The following is an 18,304-nucleotide window of genomic DNA, read 5'->3' as shown; positions in this document are numbered from 1 at the left end:
GATCCGGGTCGACGCCGTTCACCGGACGGACCGCTTGCCGGTGATGGTCGCCCAGTGCTCCAGCACACCGGCGGCGGCGCCGGAGTCTATGGCCTCGCGGGCACGCTGCACCCCGTCCCCGAGGCGCTCGGCCAGCGGTGCCGCCGAAGGCCGCAGTGCGGCGAGGCCGGCCGCGGCCGACAGGAGCACCGCGTCGCGCACCGGTCCGTGTGCTCCGCCGAGAACCTCGCGGACCACCCGGGCGTTGTCCCTGCGGTCACCGCCCCGGAGGTCTCCCGGACGCGCCGTGCGGAAGCCGAGGTCACCGGGGTGGACGACCTCTTCTGTCATCCGGCCCTCATGCACCGTCCACACCCGGGACGTCGTCGTGACCGTGAGTTCGTCCATGCCGTCGTCGCCGCGGAACACCAGGGCGGAGGTGCCGCGTCGGGCCAGCACTCCGGCCACCAGCGGGAGAGCGTCCTCGTCGGCCACCCCCACGGCCTGCGCCACGGGTGCGGCAGGATTGCACAGGGGGCCGAGCAGGTTGAACACGGTGCGCACCCCCAACTCACGCCGCGGGGCCGCAGCATGACGCAGCGCCGGATGGAAGACGGGAGCGAAGCAGAAGGTGATACCGGCCTCCTCGGCGATCTCCGCCACGGCACCGACCGGCACGTCGAGCGCCACCCCCAGCTCCTCCAGCACGTCCGCGGAACCGCACTTGGACGAGGCCGAACGGTTGCCGTGCTTCACCACCCGCGCCCCGGCTCCCGCCGCGACGATCGCCGACATGGTGGAGATGTTGACGCTGTGCGTCCCGTCGCCACCGGTGCCCACGATGTCCAGAGTGGGGCCGGGCACCCGCAGGGGCAGCGCGTTGCGGAGCATCGCCCGGGTGAACCCCTCGACCTCGTCGACGGACTCGCCCTTGGCCCGCAGCGCGATCAGCAGGCCGGACAGCGTGGCGGCACCCACCTCACCCGCCATGACCTGCTCCATGGCCCAGTCGGTGTCCTCGGCCGTCAGGCTCCCGCCGTTCAGCAGTGTCTCCAGCAGAGCGGGCCATTCACGAACCCTCGGCCATGCGGTCACGGGAATTCCCCTCGTCGGCACCGGATGAATGTCGCCGACCAGTGTGTGCCCGCCGAGCCGGGTCCGACAGACCAATTCCCTTCCGGAAAAGCAGTCCAAGCCAAGAAGAAACGGGGGAACGAATGGCCCTGCAGTTGGCGGTGAACATCTCCCGTGATTCAGGGGAATCCCTTACCGCCCAGATACAGAAGTTCATCAGACAGGAAGTCCAACAGGGAATCCTGCACCCCGGCACCCGGCTGCCGGCCACCCGGCGGCTCGCCGAGGACCTCGGTGTCTCGCGCAGCGTGGTCGTCGAGGCGTACGCACAACTGTCGGCGGAGGGCTACCTGGAGGCGGCGCGCGGAGCCGGAACCCGGGTCACCGGCCATCTGTCCCGTGATGCCGTGGTGCCGGCCCTGCTTGACGAGGGCCCGGTGCCCGCCGTGCGCTGGGACCTGCGTCCTGGTGGCCACAACGCCCCCGGCGTACCGCACCGGGAATGGCTGACGGCCTACCAGCGCATCCTCCAGTCCCCGCAGCCCGTCGGCACGTCCTACCCGCCCCTGGCGGGCGAGCCGGAGCTGCGGATCGAACTCGCCCGCCACCTCGGACGGCTCCGCGGGGTACGCGCGACCCCGAGCACCGTGCTGGTGGTGGCCGGATTCGCCCAGGCGCTGGCCCTGTTGTGCGCCGCGCTGCCCGCGGCGGGCATCACGGAGCTGGCCGTCGAGGATCCGTGCCATCCGGGCCAGCGCCGCTTCGTCCAGGACGGCGGCATGCGGGTGCTGCCCGTACCGGTGGACGAGGAGGGCATCGACGTCGACGCGCTGGCGGCGACCACGGCGCGCGCCGTACTCGTCACACCGGCCCATCAGTTCCCCACCGGAGCCGTCCTCTCCGCCCGCCGTCGCGAGGCCCTCATCCGCTGGGCCCGCGCCGTCAACGGCTGGGTGATCGAGGACGACTACGACGGCGGGCTCTGGTACGACGACCGGTCCCCGCGGCCTCTCGCACTGCAACGGACGGGATCCGACCGTGTGATCTACGCCGGTACCGCCAGCAAGCTGCTCGGACCCGGCCTGCGGCTGGGCTGGCTCACCGCCCCCGAGGAGATCCTGCACGAGCTGCTGCGGGTCCGCGCCCGGCACGACCTGGGCAGTGAGTCGTTCACCCAGCTCGCCTTGGCGGAACTGCTGCGCAGCGGGGTGTTCGACAGGCATGTGCGCCGGCTCACCCGGAGGTGCAGCGCCCGCAGCGACGCTCTGCGGGAGGCGGTGCGCACCCAGCTGCCCGGTGCGGTGGTGCTCGGGCCCGCCGCGGGCCTGCACGCCTGTGTGCGCCTCCCGCCGCACACGGACGAGGCGGCTCTGGTCGCCGGTGCCCTGCGCCGCCGCATCCTGGTACGCGGCGGCGCGGCGTTCGCCTCCGTACCGCGGGGTGCCGCTCCCGCACTTGTCGTCGGGCACGCCCATCTGCCGCTGTCCGGGGTGGCCGAGGCCTTCCGGGAGCTGGGCCGTGTGTTCAGCGGACAGTGACGGGCGCCGCGGCCGTCCCGAGGAAGTTCTCGAGGATGCGCAGCCCGCCCGTGGTCATGATGCTCTCCGGATGGAACTGCACCCCGGCCACCGGTAGCGACCGGTGGCCGAGCCCCATCACGTAGCCGTGGTCGACGCTGATCGCCGTCGTCACCAGAGGCTCCGGCAAGGGCTCGGCCACGACGAGCGAGTGGTACCGGGTCGCCTCCAGCGTGTTGCCGAGGCCCTCGAACAGGCCGGCGCCGTCGTGGCGCACGACGCTGGTCCGGCCGTGCATGATCTGCTGTGCCACCTCGATCCGCCCGCCGTACGCCAGGGCGATCGCCTGGTGTCCCAGGCAGACACCGAGCACGGGAACGCTGCCCGCGAACCGGTGCACGAGCTCGACGTGGCCCGAGTCCGCCGGGTGGCCGGGGCCGGGCCCGAGGACCACCGCGTCGGGGGTGAGGGCGGCCAGTTCGTCCGGTGCCCTCGTCCGCGACCGGACCATCTCCGTCTCGGCGCCCAGCGTGCGCAGATACTGGTCGATGATGTGCACGAAACTGTCGTACGCGTCGATCAGCAGCACCTTCACGGCAGCAACTCCCATCCGGTGAGCGCCCAGTAGGCGGCCCCCATCTTCGCCAGCGTCTCCCGCCACTCCGCCGCGGGTTCGGACTCCGCCACCAACCCGGCAGAGCTCTGTGTGGAGTACATGTCGCCGTCGTACTCGATGGTGCGGATGCACAGCGCCAGTTCGCTCCAGCCGCGTACGTCCAGCAGGCCGACGGCGCCCGCGTACGCCCCCCTGGGCTCGCTTTCCAGCTCGTCGATGATCTCCATGGCGCGGATCTTCGGCGCGCCGGTCATGGTGCCCGCGGGGAAGGTCGCCCGTACCGCGTCCCACGCGGTGACCCCGTCCGCCAGCCGGCCCTTGACCGTGGACACCAGATGGAACACGTGGGAGTAGGCCTCCACGTCCATCAGCCGGTCCACCGGCAGGGTGCCGGCCCGGCAGACCCGGCCGATGTCATTGCGGCACAGGTCCACCAGCATGATGTGCTCGGCCCGTTCCTTGGTGCTCTCGCTCATCTCCTTGACGCGCTGCTGGTTCTCCTCGTGGTCCGCGCCACGCGGGGTGGTGCCCGCGATGGGGCGCATGGTGATCTCGTCGTCCTCGACACGGAAGAACAGCTCGGGGCTCGCACCGACGAGCAGGGTGCCGCCACGCGGCACGAGGTACATGTACGGGGAGGGGTTGCGGGACCGCAGCCGGCGGTACACGGCCTGGGGCTCCAACTGGGTCCGGACGTCGATGCGATGACCGACCTGGATCTGGTAGATGTCCCCGACCCCGATGTGCTCCAGACAGCGGTCCGCCCAGCGGAGGAACGTCTCCCGGTCCAGGCTGTCCCGCACCCACAGCGGTGCGGGTGCCTCCGGAACGGGCGGCACAGCCCCCCGCAGGGCGGCGCGCTCCGCCAGCCGCCGCAGTCCCGGATCCGGCCGTTCGGCGAACTCGGCGCATTCCGCGTGCAGTTCGCTGACCGTGCCGCCGGTGCGGTCGTACCACACCGTGTGCCGGAAGAGGGTCAGCGTGATGTCCGGTCCCCGCGGCGGCTTGGTCCGCTCGCCGAGGTCCTCCATGTGCCAGGTCGACTCGTAGGCCAGGCTGGTCAGGAAGCCGAAGGAGTAGCCGAGCGGGGACAGGTCCGTCTCCACCGCGAACAGACCGCCGCGGGACGCTTCGAGGAACGCCCACAGCCGCTGCGGCTCCTCCGCGGTCAGCTCGGCGCGCAGCCGGCCGTCCCGCCCCGGCGCAGTGGCCCGGGCCGGCCCGGCGGCCTCGAGCAGCCCGAGCTCCCCGGCCTGCTCCACCAGGGCGTGGACCAGCGCCGGTTCGCCCTCCAGGTGAACGGTCACCGCCCGCCCGGATCCGCTCAGGACCTGGATGTCCAGCAGGCGCCCGCAGCCCACGACCGCCCGGTCGGGGTCCCGCCCGCCGCCCGAGGCGTTCTCGAGGAGGAAGACATCGTCGACCGGACGGGTGCGGCGGAGCTCCTCGTAGAGATCGAGCGGGTCGTGCGTGGGCAGCCCGGACGCCGTGACGCAAACACGGATCGGTGCGCTGCGCGCCATTGTGTGCTTCCCCTCGGTTTTCGGGCCGTTCACCATCACCACCACCCCGCCGATTTCCGGTCCGGTTGGTCCGGCACGACGGCGGGGAGGTGCCGGTCATCAGCGAATCAGAGCGGGTACAGGGCCAGCCAGACCAATTTCGGAGCAGACACACGGTCCAATTCCCAAATCACTTGACGGGGAAAGGGACCAGGAATTGAAGTGAATCGCGTCGGCTGAGGGAGGACGATGTGGAACGCTCGTCAGGGAACCGGAACACCACCGAGGAAGTCGGCGCGCCGCCGGGACCCGTACTCGGTGCACAACCCGGCCAGGCGGGCGGGGAGTCGGCGGCCGATCAGCAGCCCGTCTGGCCGGATCCGGTGCGGTTGCGCGGCGTCACCGAGCAACTCGCCCAGGCCTCACCGCTCGTGTTCGGCCAGGAGTGCGACGCGCTGCGCTCCCGGCTGGCGGCCGTCGCCAGAGGAGAGGCGCTGCTCCTTCAGGGCGGCGACTGCGCGGAAACCTTCGCCGGTGCCACCCGGGAGTCCGTCGAGGGAAAGCTGCGCACGATGCTCCAGATGGCGGTGGTCCTGATGCACGGGGCGTCCATGCCCGTCGTCAAGGTGGGCCGTATGGCGGGCCAGTTCGCCAAGCCGCGCTCCCAGTCCTTCGAGCGGCGGGGCGACACGACACTTCCGGTGTACCGGGGGGACGCGGTGAACGGCCCGGGATTCACCACGCGGGAGCGCACCCCCGACCCTTCGCGCATGCTGCGCATGTACGAGGCGTCGGCGACCACCCTGAACCTGGTGCGCGCGCTGACCTCGGGGGGTTTCGCCGACCTGGCGCAAGTGCACGAGTGGAACAGGGCGTTCGTCGCCGCCTCACCGAGCGGGCAGCGGTACGAGCGGCTGGCCGGCGAGATCGAGCGGGCGCTGGCGTTTCTGCGCGCGTGCGGGGGCGACGGCAGCGGGCTGGCCACCGCCGACTTCCACGTCAGCCACGAGGGCCTGGTGCTCGACTACGAGCGGGCGCTCACCCGCACGGATCCCGTGACCGGGAGGACGTACGCCACCAGCGGCCATCTCCTGTGGATCGGGGAGCGCACGCGCCGGCCGGACGGACCTCATGTCGAGTACTTCGCCGGGATCAGCAACCCCATCGCGGTCAAGCTGGGACCGGGCGCGACGGCCGACACCGTGCTGCGGTACGTGGACCTCCTGGACCCCGAACGGGAGCCCGGTCGCCTGACGTTCGTGGTGCGGATGGGGGCGGAGCGGGTACGCGACCTGCTGCCGCTGCTCGTGGAGAAGACCGCCTCCGAGGAAGCCCCCGTCTGCTGGGTGTCCGACCCCATGCACGGCAATACCTTTGTGAGCGCGAGCGGTCACAAGACCCGGCACTTCGATGCGATCGCCGACGAGCTGAAGGGCTTCGTGGACGTGCACCGGGCTCTGGGCACGCACCCCGGGGGCGTCCATCTCGAACTCACCGGCGACGATGTGACCGAGTGCCTGGGCGGAAGCAGCGCCGTCGACCAGGAGATGCTGCCGCGGCGGTACGAATCGGCGTGCGACCCCCGTCTCAACCACTCCCAGGCCCTCGACCTGGCCTTCCAGCTCGCCGAGTGGTTCCGGGACACCTGAGCGGCGACACCTCGTCCGTCCCCTCGGCCTCCTGTGGCACCTCAGCCGCCCGGGCCTGGGCTCGGTCCGCGCGGGCTGGGGCGCGGGACGGTTGAGCGGGTCGAGCCACTCACGATGCGCACGTCAGCTTCATCTGCGCCGCCGCGTGATGCGCCCCCACCTTGGCCGCGCTGCCCCAGTCCCGGCCTCGGTCGAGGAGTTGCACGGCGAAGTCGGTACCGCCCTTCACCTCGTAGCTGCCGACGGGCACCAGGCTGCCCCGGTGGACGGTCTGGCGTACGCCGAAGCCGGTGTATCCGGAACCGGTGTCATCGGGGTCGGCGAGCACGCGGTAGAACGTCGGGTCGCCGGCCACGTCCGTGGCACGGGTGGTGCGGGGCACGTACACCGCCAGCGAGCAGCGCTTGTACTCCTGGTCGAGCTTCCAGCTCCACACCGCCGACGCGTTCTTGTCCTGGGTCGCGCTGCCGGACATGGGCACGGCCGAGAAGCTCCCGTCGCAGGAGTCGTCGCTCCGGCCTCCGGACTTCACGGTGTACCAGGCGGCGGTGCCGTTCTCGAAGCGGCCTCTCTCCCGGTAGCCGCCGGTGGTGCAGCCGGGTCCCGCCCACCGCTCGAAACCCTCGCCGGCCGGGTCGGGGAGCGCCGTGGGACCGATACGGGTCGGGACGCCCCGGCCCGCGATGTCGTCCTCACTGGCCTGGGATCCCCCGGCACCGTCCCCTTCGTCGTCGGATCCCGTGAACAGTGCCGCGGCCGCCGCGACGAGGCACCCGACGACCACCACGATTCCCGCCGCGAGCAGCCCCCTGCGGAAACGTTTCGTCGCCGGCGGCGCCGCGAGTCCGCAGTCAGGACACGTCGTACCGGGCAGCGCGTCGTACCGTTCGCTGCCACATCTTTCGCAGGCCATAGCAGCTCACTATGCATGAACCGGATGCGCCGCGACGGACAAATCACCACACCTGGAATCACCCCGTACTCGGAGAAAACACGTGGTCACAGGCGGTAGAGAATTGATCTTGCTGTGGAGGTTTGACCTTGCCCCTGGGGCAGAGCCCACCGTTCTCGTACCGGGCGGCCACCAAGGACACCGCAGAACACCAACCCGAGGACCCCGCCGCCCGGTGACGGAGGATGGGAACCGTGCACGATGACGACCCGCTGCTGACGATCGGAGCCTTCGCGCTCCGCGCCCGGCTGTCACCCAAGGCGCTGCGTCTCTACGACCGGCTCGGGCTGCTCGCCCCGGCCCGGGTCGACGAGACCACCGGCTACCGCTGGTACCGCGCCGACCAGGTGGAGCGTGCCCGGCTCGTCGCGCTGCTGCGGCAGATCGACATGCCGCTCGCGCGGATCGCCGACGTGGTCGGGCTGCCCGGGGCCGACGCCGCTCAGGCGGTGGCCGCGTACTGGGCGGAAGTCGACGAGCGCCGGGCCCGGCAGGCCACCCTCGTGGCCCACCTCCGTGACCGACTGTCGGGCAGGAGGCCCACGATGTTCGAGATCAGGACGTGCGACGTACCGGAGCAGACCGTACTCGCCGAGCGCAGACATCTTCTCGCCGACGAGCTCCCGCGCTGGATCCCGTCGGCCTTGGACCGGCTGACCAGGGCGGCAGCGGAGTGCGGGGGCATCGCGGGGACCCCGTTCGTGGCGTACCACGCCGAGGTGACCCCGGACAGCGACGGCCCGGCGGAGGCCTGCGTCCCCGTCACCGACACGCGGGCGGCGGAGGAATGGGCGGCGGCGAACGGCCGCGGCAGCGGCGCCGTGGTGCGGGTGGAGCCCGCGCAGCGGCTCGTCTACACCCGGATCACCAAGGCGCAGGTGGCGCACCCGCAGATCCTGTCCGCATTCGACGCCGTCGAGGACCACATCGCCCGCGAGGGACTGACCATCACCGGGCCCTGCCGCGAGGTGTACTTCGCCGAGGACTGGGACGCGGCGTCGGCCACGGACGAGGTGTGCGACATCGCCTTCCCCGTGGGCCGGAAGGGAGCTACGGGCTGACCCAGGGGGTCAGCTCCGCCGGGCACGGTGTCCCGCGCGGTAGCTGATACGGCGCCGCAAGGCGGTACACACCCGGCCGGGGGGCGATGAGTTCGGTCCACTCGTCGCCCTCCGCGTCCTCCGCCGCCCGTGCCAGGCAGCCCGCCACATTGACGAAGGCGCCCGCCTCCGTCTCCCGTGGCGGCTCGACCCCGCCGCCCTGCTCGTCGACAAGACCGAGCCAGGGCGAGTACGGGACCCTGATCAGCACCCGGCCCGCCGACCGTACGTGGACCGTCAGTTCGCCCGCGGCGGCCCGGTCCACCGTCGCCGGGGGGTCGGCCAAGGGCTCCGGGTCCTGGACCGCGAAGAGCCGCCAGTTCTCATCGGACCAGACGGGCCGGAGGTAGGACTGTCCGGCCTGGACCAGCTCCGCCTCCTGGCTGCCGCCCCTGTCGGGCGTGTCCTCGGGCAGCACGACGAAGTGCACCGCCCAGCGGTCGAGCCAGGCGCGGTAGCTGTCCGCGTCGAGTGTGTCGTCGTAGAAGAGCGGGTTGCGCTCCATGTCGGCCTGGCGGTTCCAGCCGCGGGCGAGATTGACGTACGGCGCGAGCGCGGACGCCTCCCGGTGGCTGCTGGCCGGGACCACCTCGACCCGCCCCTTGTCCGCGCCGACCTGCTGGAGCTGGTTCACCAGCGGGGCGAGCTCCCGCGTCCAGGAGGCAGCCGGGGCCGTGCGCACGATGTCCACCACGCTGTTGGTGGCGATCCAGGCGTTGAACCCGGCGAAAGCCAGCAGCACCGCGTACCACCTGCGGGTACGACGGCCGCTCCGGTATGCGTACGGCAGCGCGGCGAGCAGCGCCACGCCCGCGAACAGCATGGCGAACCGTGAGACGTTCGAGCCGATCTGGGAGTCGACCAGGAAGGTGAGGAGCGTGCCGGCGGCGTACACCGCGGCGGCGGTGCGGACCGTGCGCCACCGCCGCGGTACGAGCACCAGGACCAGCACCCCGAAGAGGAACGGCAGCGAAGTGGACGCCACCGACATCGGCTGCGTACCAGAGAACGGGAACAGCCACGCCGAAAGACCCACCACCGCCACCGGCGGGAGCCCCAGCGCATAGGCACCCGGGCGACGCCCGTTGAGGAAGAGCGCGGCGGCGACCACCCCGAGGAACAGCCCGGCGACAGGGCTCGACGCGGTCGCGAGCCCCGCGAGCGGGGCGGCGACGGCGGCTTTGGCCCAGCGCCTGCGGCGCCAGCGGTGGGGCCAGCAGAACACCGCCGCGACGGCGCCGAGCGCGAACAGCATGCCCAGCCCGAAGGTGACCCGCCCGGACAGCGCGTTGCACAGGAGGGCGAAGACGGCGGCGAGCGAGCAGGAGAGCGGATTGCGGACGGCCCGGACCCTGACGAGGATCAGTGCGGTCAGGGTGGCCGACAGGGTGCCGACCACCATCATCGTGGTCCGCACCCCGAGCAGGGACATCAGATACGGGGACACCACGCTGTAGGAGACGGGGTGCATTCCGCCGTACCAGGCGAGGTTGTACGCGGAGTCCGGGTGCCGCCCCACGAACTCCGCCCAGGCGTCCTGGGCGGCGAGGTCCCCGCCGCTGTTGGCGAGGACGAGGAACCACCCGATGTGCAGCACGGCGGCCGTGAGGGTCGCCGCCGCGACGGGGTGCCCGAGCAGCCGCCAGGACCGCCGCCGCCCCGCGCGGACGTACGGCGCGGCCTCCTGCCGGTCTGCGGCGTACGTCGGCGTCGGCTCAGTGGTGGTCACTTCGCTACTTCCCGTCGGTGCCAACGGCCCTGGTACGGGGTCGTCCTCCCGTACCAGGGCCGTGCGCACATCGTCGGCTTCAGCTGACGCGGGTCAGCTTCCCCCCGGCACCCGGCTCCGCCAGATCCGACTGCAGGACGACCGGCACCTTCACCTGGCTTGCGCCCTCGCCGACGGCCAGCGTACCGACGGCCGTACCCGCCTTCGCCACGTGCGGCACCGTCTTGCCGCCGTCCGTCAGCTTCAGCTTCACGGTCAGGCCCGACCAGCCCACCGCCGTGACGTCCTTGGTCGCGACGACCGGGACCGAACCGCCGAGACCGTCCTCGACCGCTCCGACGACCTGGCCCTTCTTGACGATGGTCGCGTTCTTCAGCGCGTCCTGGGTGGCGAGCATGATCTCCTTGCTCGCGTTGATCGCCGTGCCGAGGATCGGGACGTCATGCTGGGAGAGCACGGCGCCGACGATGAACTGGTCCGTGTCGCCGACCATCTTGTGGGCGGCGAAGAGCAGATTGCCGCCCGCCTTGGTGGTGCTGCCGGTCTTAATGCCGAGCGCGCCGTTGTACGGGACCAGCTCGTTGTAGTTCGGCCACTCCTTGCCGGTGTGGTCCGTCCACTTGGGGAGCTTGGTGATGTCCCTCAGCGCCGGGATCTCGACCAGCTTCAGGCCCAGCTTGACCTGGTCCTCGGCGGTGCTGACCGTCGTCGCCTGAAGACCGGAGGGGTCCGTGTACGTCGTGTTGGTCATGCCGAGTTCCTTGGCGGCGGCATTCATCTTCTCGACGAAGGCCGCCTCGGACCCGGCGTCCCAACGAGCGAGCTGACGCGCGATGTTGTTCGCGGACGGGATCATGATGGCCGACAGCGCGTCCCGCAGGCTGATCTTGTCGCCTTCCTTGACGGTGTTGAGCGTCGACTCGTTGTCCGTCTTGTCGAGCTGGCCCTCCTTCTCGCCCTTGGCGTCGATCTCGATCATCGGACCGTCCTCGCCGCGCTTGAGCGGGTGCTTCTCGAGGATCACGTACGCCGTCATCGCCTTGGTCACGCTCGCGATGGGCACGGGCTTCTGCTCCCCGGACGTGCCGAGTGAGCCGAGCCCGGACGCGGTCACGGCCGCCTGCCCCTTCGCGGGCCAGGGGAGCTGCGGAGCCGAGCCCTCGAAGGAGTAGGACGACTTCGCGGTCAGCGCGAGCGTCGGGGTCGGAAGCGGGCGCACCATCTGCACGATCGCGAAGACGATCAGCAGCAGCACGACCAGCGGCGTCCAGATCCGGACCCGCCGCAGCGTGGTACGCAGCGGGGTCTGCGGGGGCGGCGGGGTGTTCGTCAGCTCGGCGAGCAGGTCGAGCGGGGGCCTCGGCGGCAGGGGCTGCTGCTTGGTCCGCTCGGGCTCGGTGAGGGAGACGGGGGTCCGGGCAGGGGAGGCAGGGGGCGCGGTGGCGGTGGACGCGGCCGGGGCGGCGGGCGCCGGCGGTGCCGGGGCCGGTGCTGATGGCCGTGCCGGGGCCGGTACCGGCGGCGAGGCCGGCGAATCGTCACGGCGCAGCGGCACGAACCTGCTGGTGCGCTCGCTCTCCGGCTCGGGCTTCGCCTCCGGCTTCGACTCGGGCTTCGTGATCTTGAGCGCGGTCGTGGGCTGGTCCACGGTCCGCCGCGGAGGCACCTTGAACACGGCGGTCGCCTGGTCCACCGGTGCGTCGGTCCGGCTGCCCTCCGGGGCGGGGGCCGGGTCTTCGTCGGCGGAACCGTCGTCCGGCTCGGTGCCGTCCGCGGCTTCGGCGACCTCCGCACGCTCGCCCGGTTCACCCGACTCGTCGGACTCATCCGACTCGTTCGAGGCAACGGAGGCATCGGACGCGTTCGACGCGTCGGACTCACCGGGCGCGCCGGACTCGTCGTCCGTACCGGCACCTTCTGCGTCCGCCTCGGCATCCTCCGCGCGCTCGGCGGCAGGCTCGTCGTCCGAGGCGCCCTCCTCCGCCGCCTCAGCGGCAGGCTCGCCGTCCGTGGAGCCGCTCCCCTCCGCCGTCTCGGCGTCCCCCTCCTCCGCCGCCGACACCCAGCTGACCACGGCATTCCGCAGCCGGGCGTCGTCACCGTCGTCGGCGGTGTCCGCATCGGCGGCAGCGGGCTCGTCGGACTCCTCGGGTCCCTCCGGCTCCTCGCGCTCCTGCCGCTCCTCCGGCTCCCCGGGGTCTTCGGCGGAGACCTGGGAACCGGACTCCGCCTTCGCGTCGTCCTCGCCCTCGGTCCCTGTCTCGTCGACCTCGGTGTCGACGGTGTTCTCAGGCTCGGCCTCGTTCTCGGGCGTCGACGGAACCCTGAACACCGCCGTCGCCTGGTCGGCACGCCCCTCCGCTCGCGGCGGATCCCCCGCCGCACGGATCATGGCAAGCCTCGGATCACGTTCGCTCGAAGCCGTCTCCCCCGACGACTTCTGCTGCTCCGACTTGTCAGGGGACTCGCCCGCCACCGTGCCTCCTCCGTGCCTGTTCGCCGTACCGCGACGGCTGTCCGAACCATCTACCAGTGTCCCGTGTGGGCCCTTGGCCCCCCTGCTAGACGAGAACGACATACCTACTGGTTCCAGTACGAAGCACCCAGGCACTCTCGACAGAACAATGTGAGAGGCGTCACCCTGTCATTCATCCACGCGGGGAGGCATGGATGGGCAGGAGCCGCAGAACACTTCCGGAAGAGCTTCTGTTGCTCGCTCTGGACCCGACCACGGGTACCACAGCGCAGCCGCAGTCGCTCGACCTCGGCCTTGCCGGAGCACAGCTAGTGGAGCTGGCTCTGGCAGGACGGATAGCCCCGGACGGGGATCGTATCGCCGTGGTGATGCCACGGCCGACAGGAGATCCGACACTGGACTCCGCACTGGAGCTGCTGCGCAGACGTGGCAGCCCGGTTCGGGCTGTCCACTGGATCGGCGGACCCCGGCTGGGGCTCCGCCAGACGTACCTCTCGCATCTGGAGCGCTGCGGCATGGTGCATGCCGTGGAGGGCCAGATGTGCGGGGTGCTGCCGACGACTCGCTACCAGGCGACGGACACGGCCATCAGCCGGGAGATCAAGTCCCGGCTGGACAGCGCGATCCGCACCGGCGTACCACCGGACCCGCGCACAGCCGCGCTCGCCGCACTGGCGCACGCGGTCGGCCTCGGCAAGCACCTCTACCCGGGGAACGAAGGGCGCTCATCGCGCTCCCGGCTCCGGGACCTGATCAGGCACGACCCCATGGGCGGACTGGTGGCGCACGCCGTCATGGACGTCCAGAACGGTGTGGCCGCACAGCCGCGCCGCAATTCCGCAGGGGGCAGCCGCCAGCCGGCCGCCACCGTGCCGTCGCGCCGGGGAAGCATGGCCCGCGCCGCCGTGCACTGACCTGGGCCTCGACACCACCGCATCACCACGGCACGTCCGCACCACACCGCACCACAACACGCGCCACACGCCGAACCACGTCAACATCACGCACCCAAGACCCGGTTCGGGAGCCGCAGTGAACGCGCGGGGAAGTCATGATGACTACCCCGCGCGTTCGCCTTGCCCCACGCGTGTCGTCATTGTCGTCATTCTCCAGCGCAGCTACCAGAACTGGTGGCAGTCTGCTGAGAGTTAGATACGTACAGCAACGCATGGCAACGTACAGCAGCATCAGCAGCCGGAGGTGCCGTTCTCGTGGCGTCCAATATCAACCCCACCGTCAGGCGCCGCCGCTTGGGTCAAGAGCTGCGCCGGCTCCGCGAGCTCAGGGGAATGACCGCGGAGGAGGTGGCGGAGCGCCTGCTCGTCTCGCAGTCGAAGATCAGCCGCCTTGAGAACGGCCGCCGCTCCATCAGTCAACGCGACGTCCGCGACCTCTGCGGGGTGTACGAAGTCGAGGATCAGCGGATGGTCGATTCGCTCATGCAGATGGCCAAGGACTCCCGCCAGCAGGGCTGGTGGCACGCCTTCGGCGACATCCCCTACAGCGTCTACATCGGCCTGGAGACCGACGCGGCCTCGCTGCGCGTCTACGAGCCGCAGGTGGTGCCCGGGCTGCTCCAGAGCCGGCAGTACGCCGAGGCCCTGATCCGCGGGGCCCTGCCCGAGTCGCCCGTCACCGATGTCGAGAAGCGGGTGCAGGTCAGGCTGCGCCGGCAGGAGCGCATCACGGCACCCGAGACTCCACTACGGCTGTGGGCCGTCGTGGACGAGTCGGCGCTGCGCCGGGTGGTGGGCAACGAGCAGGTGATGCGGGACCAGCTCGAGTACCTGGTGGAGCAGTCGCATCTGCCGCATGTCACTGTGCAGGTGCTGCCGTTCAGCATGGGCGCGCACCCGGGGATCACCGGCCATTACGCCGTGCTCGAATTCCCGGACGCCGCGGACTCGAGCGTGGTCTACATCGAGGGCGTCACCAGCGATCTGTACCTCGAAAAGGCGAATGACGTGCACAAGTACACGATGATGTACGAGCACCTGCGCGCCCAGGCGCTGAACGTGGAGCAGAGCCGGGACTTCATCTCGGACGCCGCCAAGAAGTACGCGAGATGACCGATGGCATCCGCGGGGAGACGACGTCCGCCGGGAGGTGCCATGCGGCCGGGAGCGCCTGTCCCGGCGGCGAGCTCGCAGAGGCGGGCACGGTACACGGTGGAAGCCTTTTCCCGTAAGCGCATCCTTGAATATGCCATCCGGTCGGGTGAAGGGTCGTTCTCAGCCTCCGAGCCCGCCAGTAGCGTCCTGATCACGCCGTCACGCAGCACCCGGAGCCATCGACGGCGCCGACCGACCTGGAACCGGAGATACACACATGGCTATTCGCAAGGGCGCCCTGGACACCTGGGCCAAGTCCTCCTACTCCGGAGGAAACGGCGCGTGCATCGAGGTCAAGTCCCCTGTGGTGGAGACGATCGCGGTGCGGGACTCCAAGGTCCCCGCCGGCCCTTCCCTCACCTTCGTCCCGGACTCGTGGAACGCGTTCGTCCATGAGGTGAGCAAGGGAGCGCTCTAAGCTCCCGAAGCTGCCGGAAGACACAGAGACAGAGCCCCCTCGACTGGTCCGCCGTCCCGGCCGAGGGGGCTCGGCCTGTGCGCCCCCTTCCCGGCGCTCTAGCGCAGCTCGCCCACATAGCGGTCCGTGCCGGGTACCGTCGGAATGAACGGCGCCACCAGCTCGATCCGCCCCAACCTCCCCAACTCCCCTGACCCACCCGCGTCGAGAGCAGCCGTATCGGCGAAGTGCTCGTCCCAGCACTCCCGCGGGTCCCGCTCCAGGAACCAGAGCAGTGTCAGCCTCGTGTCGACGCCCTCCACCTGCCTGACATAGGTCATCCGCTCCAGCGGCAGCGGTGTCGGCCGGAAGACCGTCACCATCGCCGCCGGAGAGCCCGCGAGCCGCCTGGGCAGTTCGCTGGTACGCAGCCACTCCAGCAGCTCGCTCCGCCGGCGCGGCCCCTCCGCGTCGATGACCTCGACCACCAGTCCCTTGTAGGGATGGTCCAGCGCGTGGTGGTCGCGTGGGCCGGCGGCCCCGTCCCGGTAGACGGTCGCCACGTGGTCCTGGAAGGCCGTGAAGACATGGGTACGGGCCTGGTGGACCCGACTGTCGTGGTTCAGCCGCTTGTTGATGGCGACGGTCCACTTCATGTGGTCGTCGTAGCGCCCCTCGGTGATCCAGTACGTGGAGAGGTAGCAGCCCGCCGTGACCGGCTGGGCGACCGCCGACTTCTCCGGATATCTGAGCAGTTGCAGGTCACGGGTCGCCACCCAGCGCCTGCCGGCGAAGATCCAGGGCATCGCCATCGCACCCGCGTAGTAGTGGTCGTCCTCGTACCAGCGGTTGTAGGCGTACTCATGGCCGGGGTGCGGCTCGACCATGGTGATCAGGGCGTGGCCGGGGTGGACTCCATAGGGGCCGACGGCCGCCAGCTCCGCGTAGACCCCGGACCGGGTGTCCTCGCTCATGAGGCTTGCTCCCCTCCTCCCTCTTCCTTCCTGTGCCGGACGGACCTACTCTGACGGTCCGTCAGATGGATGACCAGAGCCGGGAGCCGTCGGAATGCTGCTTCAGGGGAAGACCGTCATCGTGTCCGGCGTCGGGGCCGGGCTCGGGCACCAGGTCGCCGCGACCGTCGTCAGGGACGGCGGGAACGCCGTACTCGGTGCGCGCACGGAGACGAACCTCGCCAAGTCCGCCGCGCAGATCGACCCTTCGGGAGCCCGCACCGCACACCGCCCCACCGACATCACCGACGAGGCGCAGTGCGAGGCGCTGGCGGCGCTGGCCGTCGAGCGGTTCGGGGGAATCGACGCGGTGGTCCATGTGGCCGCCTGGGACAGCTACTTCGGGGGCCTGGAGGACGCCGACTTCTCGACCTGGCAGCAGGTCGTCGACGTGAATCTGCTGGGCACGCTGCGGATGACCCGGGCCTGCCTCCCCGCACTGAAGGATCGCGGTGGCTCCGTCGTCATCATCGGCACGCAGTCGGCGGTGGCCGCGCCCTCACAGGTGCGGCAGGCGGCGTACGCGGCGTCCAAGGGCGCGCTCACCTCGGCGATGTACTCGCTGGCCCAGGAGCTGGGCCCGTACCGGATACGGGTCAACACCGTGCTGCCGGGCTGGATGTGGGGGCCGCCGGTGGAGGCGTACGTCCAGTTCGCCGCGCACACCGAGGGGCTGCCGGAGTCCGAGGTGCTCGACCGGCTGAACGCGCGGATGGCGCTGCCGGAGCTGGCCACGGACGGCGATGTCGCCGACGCGGTGGCGTTCCTGGCGTCCGACCGGGCCAGGTCGATCACGGGACAGTCGCTGCTCGTGAACGCGGGTGAGTTGATGCGCTGAGGGCTGCCCCGCCGCCGCGCTCGGGAGAACCCGCCCCTTCCCTTCCGGTCAGCCGCGCGGGTAGCGCAGCAGCCAGCCCTGGGACGACACGGTCGGACCGTGCAGGGCCGGGCCCTGAGTCATCTCCATCGCGAAGTCGTCGGCGAGCTCGAGCAGCGTCGACCGGCCTTCGAGCTCCGTGAGCCAGGCCGGCGGCAGCGCCGTCTCACCGTGCATGACCCCGAGCAGGGCGCCGCAGAGAGCGCCCGTGATGTGCGAGGGGCCGTCGTGGTTGACGGCGAGGCGCAGCCCATGGCGGACGTCCTCGCTGACGAGCGTGCAGTAGACGGCCACGGCGAGGGCGTCCTCGGCGTGCTCCGCATTGCCGAGCGCGGCCACCCGGGCGTGGCTGGGGATGCCCTGGCGCACGGCGCCCAGCGCCTCCTTGAGGGCGTCGGTGACCGGCTGGTGGCCGGGACGTGAGGCGAGCAGGGCCAGCGCGCGCTGGACGCAGGCGTCGACGGTCTCACCGCGTGCCAGCCCGTGCACGATCACGGCGAAGGCGCCGGCCGAGAGGTAGGCCGTGGGATGCCCGTGGGTCTGGGTCGCACACTCCACGGCAAGCTGGCAGACGAGCTGCGGCTCCCAGCCCACCAGCAGTCCGAAGGGCGCCGAGCGGATGACCGCGCCCGCGTCGCGGGCCGTGGGGTTCCTGGGCTTGTCGAGGGTGCCGAGGATCTCGTCGGCCAGCCCGCTGAGGGTGGCCGCCTGGGGGTCGCGACGGGTGTAGAGCCATTCCTCGCGGGCGAGCCAGCCGTTGTCCTTGCGGCGCTCGTCCGGGCCCCAGTCGCGCTGGGTGGCCGCCCAGCGCAGATACGCCCGGTGCACATCGGTGGGCGGGTGCCAGGCGCCCGTGTCCTTGCGCACCTGGGCCCGTATCAGGCCGTCGACGGTGAACAGGGTGAGCTGGGTGGCCGCGGTGACCGCGCCGCGCCGGCCGTACGCGGGCAGGAAGTCGCCCACTCCGTCAGCTCCGTGGGCGTCGCGTATCTCGTCGACGGTCTGTGCGGCGATCCCGGCACCGAGTGCGTCCCCGATGGCGCCGCCGAGCAGGCAGCCGCGTACCCGGGCACGGAAGTCCTGCTGCTCGGCCCGGCCCCAGACGGCTGCTGCTGTGGTCACGCGGTGTTCCCTCCTCACTTGTGCGCAGCACTGTAATCGACCAGGAGAAATCACTACATGGGCGCAATCAAGCCGGAACCGTGCGTGACCGATCTTCGTCCGCATAGGTTCTGATCACGGGTTGCCTGCCTGTGTGACACATCCGCCCAGGCCGGACACCGGCCGGATACCGACCCCCGGTACCGGACAC

General features: G+C 71.0%; 15 protein-coding genes. 7 read left to right on the top strand and 8 right to left on the bottom strand.

Going from position 1 to position 18,304, the window contains the following annotated elements:
- Nucleotides 1-18: 18 nt before the first annotated feature.
- The gene (trpD, locus tag ACFV6V_RS06150) at nt 19-1,074 is read right to left on the bottom strand and encodes an anthranilate phosphoribosyltransferase (RefSeq protein ID WP_385559780.1); all 1,056 of its coding nucleotides are present in this window, start codon (nt 1,072-1,074) and stop codon (nt 19-21) included.
- A 122-nt stretch (nt 1,075-1,196) separates the two neighbouring features.
- Here trpD and ACFV6V_RS06145 point away from each other — a divergent pair, with 122 nt between their 5' ends.
- Nucleotides 1,197-2,591: a PLP-dependent aminotransferase family protein gene (locus ACFV6V_RS06145; protein WP_385559777.1), complete on the top strand. Its 1,395-nt coding sequence runs from the start codon at nt 1,197-1,199 to the stop codon at nt 2,589-2,591.
- Here ACFV6V_RS06145 and ACFV6V_RS06140 read toward each other — a convergent pair.
- Both ACFV6V_RS06140 and ACFV6V_RS06135 read right to left on the bottom strand, forming a co-directional pair.
- Nucleotides 2,578-3,165, bottom strand: coding sequence for an anthranilate synthase component II (locus tag ACFV6V_RS06140; RefSeq protein ID WP_385559774.1), 588 nt, complete (start codon nt 3,163-3,165; stop codon nt 2,578-2,580). The genes ACFV6V_RS06145 and ACFV6V_RS06140 overlap by 14 nt on opposite strands.
- Complete coding sequence (locus tag ACFV6V_RS06135) at nt 3,162-4,709, bottom strand: anthranilate synthase component I family protein (RefSeq protein ID WP_385559771.1); 1,548 nt, start codon at nt 4,707-4,709, stop codon at nt 3,162-3,164. The genes ACFV6V_RS06140 and ACFV6V_RS06135 overlap by 4 nt, the downstream gene beginning before the upstream one ends.
- Before the next feature lie 230 nt (nt 4,710-4,939).
- On the opposite strand from ACFV6V_RS06135, the gene ACFV6V_RS06130 reads away from it, so the two are divergent.
- Nucleotides 4,940-6,337, top strand: coding sequence for a class II 3-deoxy-7-phosphoheptulonate synthase (locus ACFV6V_RS06130; RefSeq protein WP_385559768.1), 1,398 nt, complete (start codon nt 4,940-4,942; stop codon nt 6,335-6,337).
- Between the two features lie 109 nt (nt 6,338-6,446).
- Here ACFV6V_RS06130 and ACFV6V_RS06125 read toward each other — a convergent pair whose 3' ends face one another.
- Nucleotides 6,447-7,250, bottom strand: coding sequence for an adhesin (locus tag ACFV6V_RS06125; protein ID WP_385559765.1), 804 nt, complete (start codon nt 7,248-7,250; stop codon nt 6,447-6,449).
- A gap of 224 nt (nt 7,251-7,474) precedes the next feature.
- On the opposite strand from ACFV6V_RS06125, the gene ACFV6V_RS06120 reads away from it, so the two are divergent.
- Entirely contained in the window at nt 7,475-8,350 is an 876-nt protein-coding gene (locus ACFV6V_RS06120; protein ID WP_385559762.1) for a MerR family transcriptional regulator, read from the top strand.
- On the opposite strand, the gene ACFV6V_RS06115 is transcribed toward ACFV6V_RS06120, so the two are convergent.
- Both ACFV6V_RS06115 and ACFV6V_RS06110 read right to left on the bottom strand, forming a co-directional pair.
- Nucleotides 8,340-10,118, bottom strand: a complete 1,779-nt coding sequence (locus tag ACFV6V_RS06115; protein ID WP_385559759.1) for an MFS transporter — start codon at nt 10,116-10,118, stop codon at nt 8,340-8,342. The two genes, ACFV6V_RS06120 and ACFV6V_RS06115, sit on opposite strands and share 11 nt — an antisense overlap.
- A 79-nt stretch (nt 10,119-10,197) precedes the next feature.
- Nucleotides 10,198-12,594, bottom strand: coding sequence for a hypothetical protein (locus ACFV6V_RS06110; RefSeq protein WP_385559756.1), 2,397 nt, complete (start codon nt 12,592-12,594; stop codon nt 10,198-10,200).
- Between the two features lie 194 nt (nt 12,595-12,788).
- Here ACFV6V_RS06110 and ACFV6V_RS06105 point away from each other — a divergent pair, with 194 nt between their 5' ends.
- The 3 genes from ACFV6V_RS06105 to ACFV6V_RS06095 all read left to right on the top strand — a co-directional run bounded on the left by ACFV6V_RS06105 (nt 12,789) and on the right by ACFV6V_RS06095 (nt 15,123).
- The gene (locus ACFV6V_RS06105) at nt 12,789-13,508 is read left to right on the top strand and encodes a GPP34 family phosphoprotein (RefSeq protein ID WP_385559754.1); all 720 of its coding nucleotides are present in this window, start codon (nt 12,789-12,791) and stop codon (nt 13,506-13,508) included.
- 297 nt (nt 13,509-13,805) lie between these two features.
- Nucleotides 13,806-14,663: a helix-turn-helix domain-containing protein gene (locus ACFV6V_RS06100; protein ID WP_385559751.1), complete on the top strand. Its 858-nt coding sequence runs from the start codon at nt 13,806-13,808 to the stop codon at nt 14,661-14,663.
- Nucleotides 14,664-14,922: 259 nt separating this feature from the next.
- Complete coding sequence (locus ACFV6V_RS06095; RefSeq protein WP_385559749.1) at nt 14,923-15,123, top strand: DUF397 domain-containing protein; 201 nt, start codon at nt 14,923-14,925, stop codon at nt 15,121-15,123.
- 98 nt (nt 15,124-15,221) lie between these two features.
- On the opposite strand, the gene ACFV6V_RS06090 is transcribed toward ACFV6V_RS06095, so the two are convergent.
- Nucleotides 15,222-16,076 (bottom strand): hypothetical protein, encoded by an 855-nt coding sequence (locus ACFV6V_RS06090; protein ID WP_385559746.1) that lies wholly within the window; start codon nt 16,074-16,076, stop codon nt 15,222-15,224.
- Between the two features lie 94 nt (nt 16,077-16,170).
- Between ACFV6V_RS06090 and ACFV6V_RS06085 the strand changes: the two genes are divergently transcribed.
- Nucleotides 16,171-16,953 carry an SDR family oxidoreductase gene (locus tag ACFV6V_RS06085; RefSeq protein ID WP_385559743.1) on the top strand — a complete coding sequence of 261 codons (783 nt, stop codon included), beginning with the start codon at nt 16,171-16,173 and terminating at the stop codon, nt 16,951-16,953.
- A 48-nt stretch (nt 16,954-17,001) separates the two neighbouring features.
- Here the strand turns inward: ACFV6V_RS06085 and ACFV6V_RS06080 are convergent, their stop codons facing one another.
- A complete protein-coding gene (locus tag ACFV6V_RS06080) occupies nt 17,002-18,114 on the bottom strand; it encodes an ADP-ribosylglycohydrolase family protein (RefSeq protein ID WP_385559740.1) in 1,113 nt (370 codons plus the stop codon).
- Nucleotides 18,115-18,304 lie beyond the last annotated feature (190 nt).

Source organism: Streptomyces sp. NPDC059828, assembly GCF_042731955.1.
Classification (GTDB): domain Bacteria; phylum Actinomycetota; class Actinomycetes; order Streptomycetales; family Streptomycetaceae; genus Streptomyces.
The sequence above is the reverse complement of the archived record's forward strand: the minus strand, read 5'-3'. Positions and strand labels throughout refer to the sequence as shown.